Annotated in this window: 8 protein-coding genes; 5 read left to right on the top strand and 3 right to left on the bottom strand. The window is 62.8% G+C overall.

Translation table 11 applies throughout. The features are described 5' to 3' along the window. Positions 1-43: 43 nt before the first annotated feature. Together OC610_RS14120 and treA are read right to left on the bottom strand one after the other, a co-directional pair. Entirely contained in the window at positions 44-961 is a 918-nt protein-coding gene (locus OC610_RS14120; RefSeq protein WP_264428479.1) for a LysR substrate-binding domain-containing protein, read from the bottom strand. 62 nt (positions 962-1023) lie between these two features. Further along, on the bottom strand, positions 1024-2628 hold the full coding sequence (treA, locus tag OC610_RS14125; protein ID WP_264428482.1) for an alpha,alpha-trehalase TreA: 1605 nt from the start codon (positions 2626-2628) through the stop codon (positions 1024-1026). A gap of 147 nt (positions 2629-2775) precedes the next feature. Here treA and OC610_RS14130 point away from each other — a divergent pair, with 147 nt between their 5' ends. After that, positions 2776-4077, top strand: a complete 1302-nt coding sequence (locus OC610_RS14130; protein ID WP_264428483.1) for an SDR family oxidoreductase — start codon at positions 2776-2778, stop codon at positions 4075-4077. A gap of 16 nt (positions 4078-4093) precedes the next feature. On the opposite strand, the gene OC610_RS14135 is transcribed toward OC610_RS14130, so the two are convergent. Continuing rightward, complete coding sequence (locus OC610_RS14135; RefSeq protein ID WP_264428486.1) at positions 4094-6094, bottom strand: sigma-54-dependent Fis family transcriptional regulator; 2001 nt, start codon at positions 6092-6094, stop codon at positions 4094-4096. 179 nt (positions 6095-6273) lie between these two features. Between OC610_RS14135 and OC610_RS14140 the strand changes: the two genes are divergently transcribed. The 4 genes from OC610_RS14140 to OC610_RS14155 form a co-directional block, all read left to right on the top strand. Next, positions 6274-7296: a Gfo/Idh/MocA family oxidoreductase gene (locus OC610_RS14140; protein WP_264428488.1), complete on the top strand. Its 1023-nt coding sequence runs from the start codon at positions 6274-6276 to the stop codon at positions 7294-7296. Continuing rightward, positions 7293-8084 (top strand): TIM barrel protein, encoded by a 792-nt coding sequence (locus OC610_RS14145; RefSeq protein WP_264428490.1) that lies wholly within the window; start codon positions 7293-7295, stop codon positions 8082-8084. Before OC610_RS14140 ends, OC610_RS14145 begins: the two co-directional genes overlap by 4 nt. A gap of 58 nt (positions 8085-8142) precedes the next feature. Further along, positions 8143-9069 (top strand): sugar ABC transporter substrate-binding protein, encoded by a 927-nt coding sequence (locus OC610_RS14150; protein WP_264428492.1) that lies wholly within the window; start codon positions 8143-8145, stop codon positions 9067-9069. A 224-nt stretch (positions 9070-9293) separates the two neighbouring features. Then, on the top strand, positions 9294-9596 hold a 303-nt coding region (locus tag OC610_RS14155), incomplete at its 3' end, for an MFS transporter (RefSeq protein ID WP_264428495.1).

The raw sequence follows: 9596 nt of genomic DNA on the forward strand, positions 1-9596 counted from the left end.
AGCGAGCCTGCTCGCGAAAGCGGTTTCGCTGTCGCCGCCACCCCTACCCAGCCGACAGATCCCGAAAATACGTCTCAAGAAACTCGACACACACCCGCAGCTTTGCCGACTGACTGAGCCGGGTCGGATACACCGCCCAGACATTGGCACTTTGCGAATACGCCGGCAGAACCTGAACCAAACGCCCCTGTTCAAGCAGGGGCCCGGCGTCCCACATCGAGCGCAGCATGATGCCGCCGCCACTCAACGCCCACTCCAGGACAATCTCACCGTTGTTGGAAGACAACGGGCCTGCGACGCGCACCGTCTCCTCCCGCCCGTTCTTGTTCAAGGTCCAGATGCCAAAGGCGTTGTCGCGCTCCTTGAGCACCAGGCAATCATGGCCCTTGAGGTCTTCCAGCGACTGCGGCGTGCCGCGTCGTTGCAAATATTCGGGAGCCGCGCAGAGCACGCGCCGATTGCTTACCAGCTTGCGGCCCAGGTGCTGGCCCGGCAGGTCATCGCCCACGCGGATTTCCAGGTCGAAGCCCTCGCCAACGATATCAACGACGCGGTCGAACACATCCAGGCGGATGTCGAGGCCAGGGTACGTCTGTGACAGCTTGCCGATGGCCGGCGCGACATGATTGCGGCCGAAACCGAAACTGCTGCAGATGTTCAGCGAGCCGGTGGGTTGATGACGTGCGTTGGCGATTTCGCCGACGAACTCTTCGAAATCCCCCAGCAGCCTTTCGGCCCAGACCCACACACGCTCACCGTCGCCGGTCAAGGCAATGCGCCGGGTCGTGCGATGCAGCAACCGGGTGGACAACGTCGACTCCAGGACAGCAATGCGCTTGCTGACATAGGCCGGGGAATACCCCAGCGCCTCTGCGGCGTTGGCAAAGCCGTTTTTCCGAATGACGGTCACAAAGACCTTCAAGTCTTCCGGCGAGGGGAACTGGTGACGGTTCGTGTTCATTGGTCCAATCTCGGTGCTATTCTTCACGGATTTCGCGAAGAATAGCACCGAACCGGCCCGACTCAACCGCCGTATTTTCCGAGCAGTTTCAGCGTTACCCCGTTCGTCCAGCCGAAGCCGTCCTGCAATTCATATTCACCGCCGCCTCCGCCGCTGCCTTGTCCGGACACGTCGTATTTCTCAACCAGCTTGTCTTCCTTGCGGTAGAGCGCCTGGACCTGTTGCAGGAAGCGACTGCCAATCTCCCGGGCCAGATCCGTTTGGCCGTAGCGCTCCAGTCCCTCGACGGCGACCCATTGCAGGGGCGCCCAGCCATTGGGTTCGTCCCACTGCTGGCCGTTGTTGACTTGGCTGGTGGCGATGCCGCCCGGACGCAGCAAGCCCTTGCGCACGGCGTCGGCGGTACGGTTGGCCCGTTCGCTGGAAGCCAGGCCGGTATAGAGCGGGAACAGCGTCGCTGCGGTGAGCGCCGGGCGCTGGCGGTTCTGCTGCCAATCGTAGTCCACGTAGTAACCGCCGTCGGCGTTCCACAGGTGCGTCTCGATAGCGCGTTGACGCTGCTCGGCGCGCTGCACATAAGCGTTGACGCACGCGACGTTCTCTACGGTTTCACAGGCCTTGGCGATGGTGCGCTCCAGGTGATACATCAGGCTGTTCAGGTCCACCGGCGCGATGGACGTCGTGCGGATGGTCGCCAGGTCCTTGCCATTCCCCAGCCAACGGGAACTGAAATCCCAGCCGCTTTCGGCTCCGGCACGCAAGTCGCGCCAGACTTCGTCCTTGGGTCGGTCGGCTGCCTGTTCAGCGGTCTTGACGTCCTGCAACCACGACTCCTGCCGAGGCGTCGGGCTGGCGTCCCAATAACGGTTGAGCACGCTGCCGTCGGCAAGCTTGACGACATGGCGCCCAGCCTCGCCCGGCTTGAGGGTCTGCGCCCCTTCCATCCAGTAGGCGTATTCCTTTTGCAGTTGCCCAAGGTAGCGCCCGTAGGCCTGCTCGCCTTCGATGTGCGCTTGCAACTCCACCATGTAGGCAAAGAACGGCGGCTGCGATCGACTCAGGTAGTAGGTGCGATTGCCGTTGGGAATGTGCCCATAGGTGTCGATCATGTAGGCGAAATTATCCGTCATCTGGCGAACCTGCGCCGTGTCGCCGCTTTGCTCCAGCCCCAGCATGGTGAAATACGAGTCCCAGTAATACATTTCACGGAAACGTCCGCCGGGCACGACATACGGCTGGGGCAAGGGCAGCAGGCTGCTGTACTGCGGGACTTGCATGTAGGTTCGGCTGAGCACCGGCCAAAGCTTGTCGATGTGCTCGTCGATCGGCGCGCCGGGCTTCGGCGTTGGACTTTCCGCCTGGCCGGATTCGATGAAATTGTCCTCTACGAAGGCGTCGAGATTGAAATCTGCACCGTCGCGACGGGCCAGGTAATCCGCGCGGATCTGCGAAGGGTCGCGCCTGGGCAGCGCGTCGACAAAATGTTTCTGGTCGGTAAACAACTGTTGCCCTTGTACCGCTTCAAACAGCTCGGGGTATGCCAGGTCGGGCGGCACCGGAGTGCGATTTCGCGCGTCCTCGTAACTCCAGGTCGCAAGCGGTTGGCTTGAACACGCGACGCAGAGCAGCGCGGTGAAGGACAGGCTGGCGAGATAAACAGAACGCATCTTAGGCTCCTTGATGTAGTCACTTCCTGAAAAAGTGACTGACGGGAACGAACCTCGGTTCACTCGGATTTCCTTTCCTCACTTCGATGGAACCCCGGTTTCACCCCCGCTCTCTATCGCAGAACCAACAGAGCGGAGGTGTTGATCATGATTTCCCCGGCAACCGGCATGAGGACGGGCGAGCGCTACGCCGTCGAAAGCGTCGAGCGAGCGCCGCATTTCCCCGGCTTCTTCCTCGATGGAAAGTATTACCTGGGCCCTGAACTGAACACGGCGGTGGGTTGGCTGGAAGGCCAGACATTTATCTACGACCAACTCGATCCGGAGGGCGAACCGGTGTACCCCAACAGGGTCGCCGGCACCATTGAGGACCTGACGCTGGTCATGGCTGACGGTGTGCGCCTGAAGCTTGCGCCGTTGCAGCCCGAAATCGACCAGCCTGCGGTCGGCGCAGGGCCCACCGGACAATCCAAGTCGTCTCCCTTGGCCGAAAAACTCGTCGTCATCACCGGCGCTTCCAGCGGCATCGGCCGCGCCACCGCGCAAGCGTTCGCCCGGCAGCGGGCGCGCCTGGTCCTGGCGGCGCGCGACCGTGCGGCGCTCGATGAGGTCGTCGCGCAATGCCAGGCCCAGGGCGCCGCCGCGCTTGCGGTGTGCACCGACGTCACCCGCAGCGAGCAGATGCAGGCGCTGGCCGCCGAAGCCGCGACGTTCGGTGACGGTCGCATCGACATCTGGATCAACAATGCCGGCGTGGGCGCGGTGGGCGATTTCGAGCAAACGCCGCTGGAAGCCCATGAGCAGGTCTTGCAAACCGATTTGCTCGGCTACCTGCGCGGCGCCTACGTGGCCTGGCCATATTTCAAGCGGCAAAAACGCGGCATCCTGATCAACACGCTGTCGTTGGGCAGTTGGGTCGCCCAGCCTTATGCCGCCGCGTATTCGGCGAGCAAGTACGGACTGCGCGGTTTGTCCGAAGCCTTGCGCGGTGAGCTGGGGGAATACCGCGATATACACGTCTGCGACATCTATCCCGCCGTCATGGATACGCCGGGCTTTCGCGATGGCGCTAATTTCACCGGCCATGCGCTCAAGCCACCACCACCGGTGTACGACCCGCATCGCGTCGCCGAGGCGATGATCAGTTGTGCCCTCAACCCCAAGCCCACCACCACCGTCGGCAGTGCGGCGGTACTGGCGAGAGCGGCACACTTTCTGCTGCCGGGCTTCGCGCAACTCTCGGGCTGGCTGACGCGCTGGGGACTGAACCGCAGCCCGGCATCGGACACGTCCTCGGGCAACCTGTTCGCCCCACCCAGCGGCCAGCGACGTGTCGAAGGCGGTTGGCGCAAGCCGGCGCGGCGACCCGCGCCCTTGCTGGTGGCGGGTGCAGCGTTGTTGCTGGGCGGTTGCCTGGTGGCGTTGGGTCGAGAACGAGGTCGAGCCTGAATCAGTCCATTTCGGATCAGTCCAATCCCGAACGGAACGCTTCGACCTTGAGCCCGAATCGGCTCATCTTGTTGTACAAACCGCCACGGGACACGTTCAACTGTCGGGCGGCCCGGCGGATATTGCCTCGCGTGTCCCTGAGGGCGGCGATGATCACGTTCATTTCATGGGTGCCAAGATCCACGGCCGCTCGTGGCGCGGGAGCGCAATGCCGCGCCAATGGCTGGCCTCCCTGCCTGATGTCCAGTGCAAGATCAGTCGCCTGGATCAGTTCGGTGGCCGCCAGGTTGGTTGCGCGCTCGATGACGTTTTCCAGTTCGCGGACATTGCCTGGCCAGTGGTACGCGCCCAAGCGTTCCAGCGCCTCGGCTGACAGGTCGCGCATGGGTTTCCTCAGCGACCGGGCGCAACGCGCGAGAAAATGCCGTGCCAGCATCGGCACATCTTCAAGGCGCATCCGCAGGGGCGGCACCGTCAGGCCCAGCACGTTGAGTCGGTAGTAAAGGTCCTCGCGAAAGGCGCCTTCGGCCACGGCCTGGCTCAGGTTGCGGTGGGTCGCGGCAATGATGCGGACGTTGACCCGCAACGATTTCTTCGCCCCCACGCGGGTGATTTCGCCTTCCTGCAGGACGCGTAGCAAGCTGACTTGCGCATCGAAGGACATGTCACCGATCTCGTCGAGGAAAATCGTCCCGCCGTCCGCCAGTTCGAACTTGCCCGCCGAGCCGCCGCGCGCCGAGCCGGTGAACGCGCCTTCGACGTGGCCGAACAGTTCGCTCTGCACCAGGTCGCGGGGAATGGCGCCGCAATTCACTGCGACGAAAGGCCCGCCGCGACGCTCGCTGGCATTGTGGATGGCTTGGGCGAACAGTTCCTTGCCAGTGCCGCTCTCACCGAGAATCAGCGTGGTCGAGTCGCTGCGGCTGGCGATTCGGCCCAGATGCAACGCGTCCTGGATCGCGCGTGAATGGCCCTGGATGGTTTCGAAGGTGTAGCTGGCCTGGGTGCCGATGATGCGCCGGGTGATCTCGCGGATGCGCCGGTTTTCACGCAACGAAACAACGCGACCGCCCTGCTCCAGCGGACAAACCGACACCAGGCAGGCGAGGTGGCTGCGATCGTGCAGCTCGAACGTGCAGTCCAGGTCCCGCACCCCTTCCCCGGTGCTGCGCAGGATTTCACCGCTCAGTTCGGTCTGCCCCAGACTCTGGAACGGCTTGCCCAGCCAGGCAGGGTCGACACGAAACAACTGCCGGGCGTAATGGTTGAGGGCCTTGATGTCGCCGTTTTCATCCAACACCACCAAGCCTTCGTTGAGCACTTCCAGGACCGTTTGCTGTTCTTCCAGCAACGCATGCAGCGTCATTTGCCGGGCGACGGCTTCGGCCGCGGCCTGGACGGTGCCCAAGGTGTGGAAGTGAAACCAGCCGGGTTCGGCGGTCAAGGTCAACATCGCCAGGGTCCGACCGTGGGCGTCGCGGATCGGCGCGGCGGCGCAATGCATATGCCGCTGGCGCAGGCCGACGCCGAAGTTCTCGCCAGCCAGCACATACACCAGACGGTCTTCAACCAGCGCCAGTCCGGTGCAGTTGGTGCCTTGTACCGTCTCCAGCAATCGACTGCCGATGGGCGTGAGGTCCAGGCCGCAGAAGTACAAGGTGGTGCCTTCGGCATCCGTCAGGTTGATATGCCCGTTGGGGTTGTAGGCAAGCAAGCCGCGCATGACCTGCGCCGCCGCGGCAATCAACAGTCGATTCGCCGCCAACGTCTCGGTCAACTCAGCGGGCGCGACGAAACGGTACTCGCCGTCCTCCGGATCGAGGCCGGCATCGACGCTGCGCCGCCAGGAGTTCCAGATCACCTGCCTGACACCCGCAGGACGCTCGGTGACGCCCTTCAAGCAGGCGCGCCAGGCCTTATCCAGCGCCGGGCTTGATCCGCCATTCAACGATGCGGGACCAAGGGCGGTCAGGTAATCACGGTCTTCAACGTTCAAGGCCATCGGCTGTGTGTTCATGGCGGGCTCTGTGTCCATATTTTCGACATGTCAGTATAGACATGTCATACAAATGAACACTCCTATGCATCAATCACCCATAAAACCTATAAGTTTCAGCCAGTTATAAACTGGCACAGCGCTTGCTCCCTACCTTGTACCGACAACGCGTCGCGAACAACAAAAAAAGGGAGTCATTCATGAGTACATCCAACACCCTCCGCCTGGGCCTTATCGGTGCGGGCCGCATGGGCAGCTTTCACGGCCTGACCGCCGCTCGACACATCCCAGGCGCATGCCTTGCCGCCATTGCCGACCCTACGCCGGGCCAGGCCGCACGCCTGGCAACGGAACTGGGTGTACAAAAGGTCTATACCGATCCGAAGCAGTTGCTGGACGACCCGGACATCGACGCCGTGCTGATCGCCGCGCCCGCCCGCAGCCACGCCGAACTGGTGATCAGCGCGGCGCAGGCCGGCAAAAGCGTGTTCTGCGAAAAACCCATGGCCATTACCCTGGAGGAAGCCGATCGCGCCATTGCCGCCGCTGCCGATGCGAGGGTGACGCTGCAAGTGGGTTTCAACCGGCGCTTCGCCAAGAGCTTCCGCACGGCTCACCTGGACGTGGTTGCCGGCCGGATCGGCACGCCACAATTGCTACGCTCGCTGACCCGCGATCCGGCGCTGAACAATCCCGCCGCCTCGCCGCAATGGGTGATCTTCCTGGAAACGTTGATCCACGATTTCGACACGTTGCGTTATCTCAACCCGGGTGCCGAAGCGGTTGAGGTGTTTGTCATGGCCGACGCGCTGATTGCGCCAGATTTCAAACACAAAGGGTTCCTCGACACGGCAGTGGTCACGATCCGATTCGACAACGGCGCCATCGCCACGGCCGAGGCGAACTTCCAGGCCGTATACGGCTACGATGTCCGCGGGGAAGTGTTCGGCAGCGCCGGCATGCTGACCATGGGCAGCGTCAACGACGGCGACTTGCTGCGCTACCTGGCCAGTGGCGTGCAGGCCGATACCCAGCGCATGGACACCGACTTGCTGCGTGACGCCTATGTGGCCGAGCTCAATCACTTCGTCGATTGCGTGCGCAGCGGCGAAAAACCCCGCGCCAGCGGTGAAGACGCCCGGGCCGCGCTGGCGATTGCCCGCGCCTGCATCGAGTCTTTCCAGCAAGGCAAAGCGGTGCGTGTTCAAGGAGCGCTTTCATGAGTGTCATACCGTTCAAACTGGCGGTCAGCGCCGAGATGGTGTTCCTCGACCTGCCCTTTGTCGAACGCGTCAAACGCATCCACGCGCTGGGCTTCAGCGTCGAGATCTGGAACTGGACGACCAAGGACATCCAGGCCCTCGCTGCCACTGGCGCTGACTTCACGTCGATGACCGGCTACATCGCGGGCAACCTCACCGACCCCGAGGACATCCGGCAATTGCTCGAAAGCGCCCGGGAATCCTTGGCCGTCGCGGCGCAATTGGGATGCCCGAGCCTGAACCTGCACGGCACCGGCCTGGGCGACCAGGGTCTGCCGGTCAAACCCGTCGCCCAAGCCACCGGCCGCATGTGGCTGAGCGCTTGCAAGACCCTGGAAAAAATCGCCCGCCTGGGGGAAGACGCCGGCCGGGTGTTCCTGCTGGAAAACCTCAACACCGAAGTCGATCATCCCGGCACGCCTTTCGCCCGCGCCGACGACACGTTGGCGCTGATCGAGGCCGTGGGCAGCCCGCACTTGAAGATGAACCTGGACCTCTATCACGCGCAGATCGGCGAAGGAAACCTGATCGAGCTGATCCAGCGCGCCGGCGACGCCATCGGTGAAATCCAGGTCGCCGATGTGCCTGGCCGGATGGAACCGGGCACCGGTGAAATCAACTATCCGGCGATTGCCAGGGCGTTGTCCGCCATGGGATACAGCGGTGTGGTCGGCCTCGAAGGCTGGGCCAGCGGCGACAGCGAACGGGCGCTCGAGCGCTTCAGGCAAGCCTTCACGCTGCGTGGATGAGGCCCCTGCAGAACATTTCTTGATGACGTTCACTCATAACAACAAAAGGAAAACCATCATGCGTCGTTGCACACTGCTGTTCGCCACGCTGCTCCTGATCTTCAGCCAATGGGCCGCCGCCGACTATCGCATCGGCGTCAGCATCGCCAGGGTCGACGATAACTTCATGACCTATGTGCGTAACGGCCTCGACGAGGCCGCCAAGAAGGACGGCGTCCAGATCCAGTTCGAGGACGCCCAGGGCGATGTGGTTCGCCAGCTCAACCAGGTCCAGGGCTTCATCAACCAGAAAGTCGATGCCGTAATCGTCCTGCCGGTGGACACCTCCGCCACCGCCAACATCACCCGCGCCGCGGTCGAGGCGAAGACACCGCTGGTGTACGTCAACCGTCACCCCGACGAACGTACGCTGCCCAAAGGCGTGGTCACGGTGGCGTCCAATGACATCGAGGCCGGCCAACTGCAGATGCGTTACCTCGCCGAAAAACTCGGTGGCAAGGGCAACCTCGCGATCATCATGGGCGACCTCGCGCAAAACGCCACCCATGACCGCACCGAAGGGGTCAAGCAAGTGCTCAAGGACTTTCCCGACATCAAGGTGGTCGAGCAGCAGAGTGCCGAGTGGCAGCGCAACAAAGGCATGGACCTGACCAGCAACTGGCTGCTCGCCGGCAGCCGTTTCGATGCCATCGTCGCCAACAATGACGAGATGGCCATCGGTGCGGCCATGGCCTTGCAACAGTCCGGCAAGGCCAAGGGCGAGGTTGCGATTGTCGGCATCGACGGGTTGCCGGACGGCCTGGCGGCGATCAAGCGCGGGATGCTGGTCGCCTCGGTGTTCCAGGACCCCAAGGCCCAGGCGACTAGCGCAGTGCAGGCCGCCCTCAAGATGATCAAGGGCGAGCCGGTCGAGGCCGAGGTGTGGGTGCCCTTCCAGTTGATCAAGCCTGAACAACTGGCGGTGTTCGAGCAGCGTTACAGGTAGATGCAGGGTCTTGTTGCAAAGTCCCCGCCCCTTCGCTGGGTGCAGGTTGACTCGGTTGACGCTGGCAAGCGGCGGCCGAGTCATCCAGGGTGGTCCCTTCCCGCCTGTCCGTTTTCCTCCACCACGTTCTTTTCCAGGATCATTTCTGCCTTGACTCGTCAGATGACGATCGTCATATTACGACCATCATAAGCCAGACAAAAATCGGCCAAGGGGATTGATCCATGGAAACTGGAACCGCATCAGCGATTGCAGACGCGCAGCCACACGCATCGGGTCCAGCCCTGACCGGTCGAATCGTCGCACTGCTCGCCGGCCTCGCGGCCATCGGCATGCTCTCCACCAATATCATCCTCCCGGCGTTCCCGGTCATCGGCGACGACCTCGGCGTGACCGCCCGCGAACTGGGCCTGACGCTCTCCAGTTACTTCGTCACCTTTGCCCTGGGCCAGTTGGCGGTCGGTCCGCTGGCTGATCGTTATGGACGGCAGAAACTGGTGCTGGGCGGACTCTCGGTGTTCATCGTC

The sequence above is a fragment of the Pseudomonas agronomica genome, from assembly GCF_025917275.1.
Lineage (GTDB): Bacteria > Pseudomonadota > Gammaproteobacteria > Pseudomonadales > Pseudomonadaceae > Aquipseudomonas > Aquipseudomonas agronomica.

Coding starts and splice junctions, on each gene's coding strand:
- OC610_RS14135 (WP_264428486.1), bottom strand. CDS start 6,094: ATGAACACACAGCCGATGGCCTTGAACGTTGAAGACCGTGATTACCTG.
- OC610_RS14120 (WP_264428479.1), bottom strand. CDS start 961: ATGAACACGAACCGTCACCAGTTCCCCTCGCCGGAAGACTTGAAGGTC.
- OC610_RS14130 (WP_264428483.1), top strand. CDS start 2,776: ATGATTTCCCCGGCAACCGGCATGAGGACGGGCGAGCGCTACGCCGTC.
- treA (WP_264428482.1), bottom strand. CDS start 2,628: ATGCGTTCTGTTTATCTCGCCAGCCTGTCCTTCACCGCGCTGCTCTGC.
- OC610_RS14140 (WP_264428488.1), top strand. CDS start 6,274: ATGAGTACATCCAACACCCTCCGCCTGGGCCTTATCGGTGCGGGCCGC.
- OC610_RS14150 (WP_264428492.1), top strand. CDS start 8,143: ATGCGTCGTTGCACACTGCTGTTCGCCACGCTGCTCCTGATCTTCAGC.
- OC610_RS14145 (WP_264428490.1), top strand. CDS start 7,293: ATGAGTGTCATACCGTTCAAACTGGCGGTCAGCGCCGAGATGGTGTTC.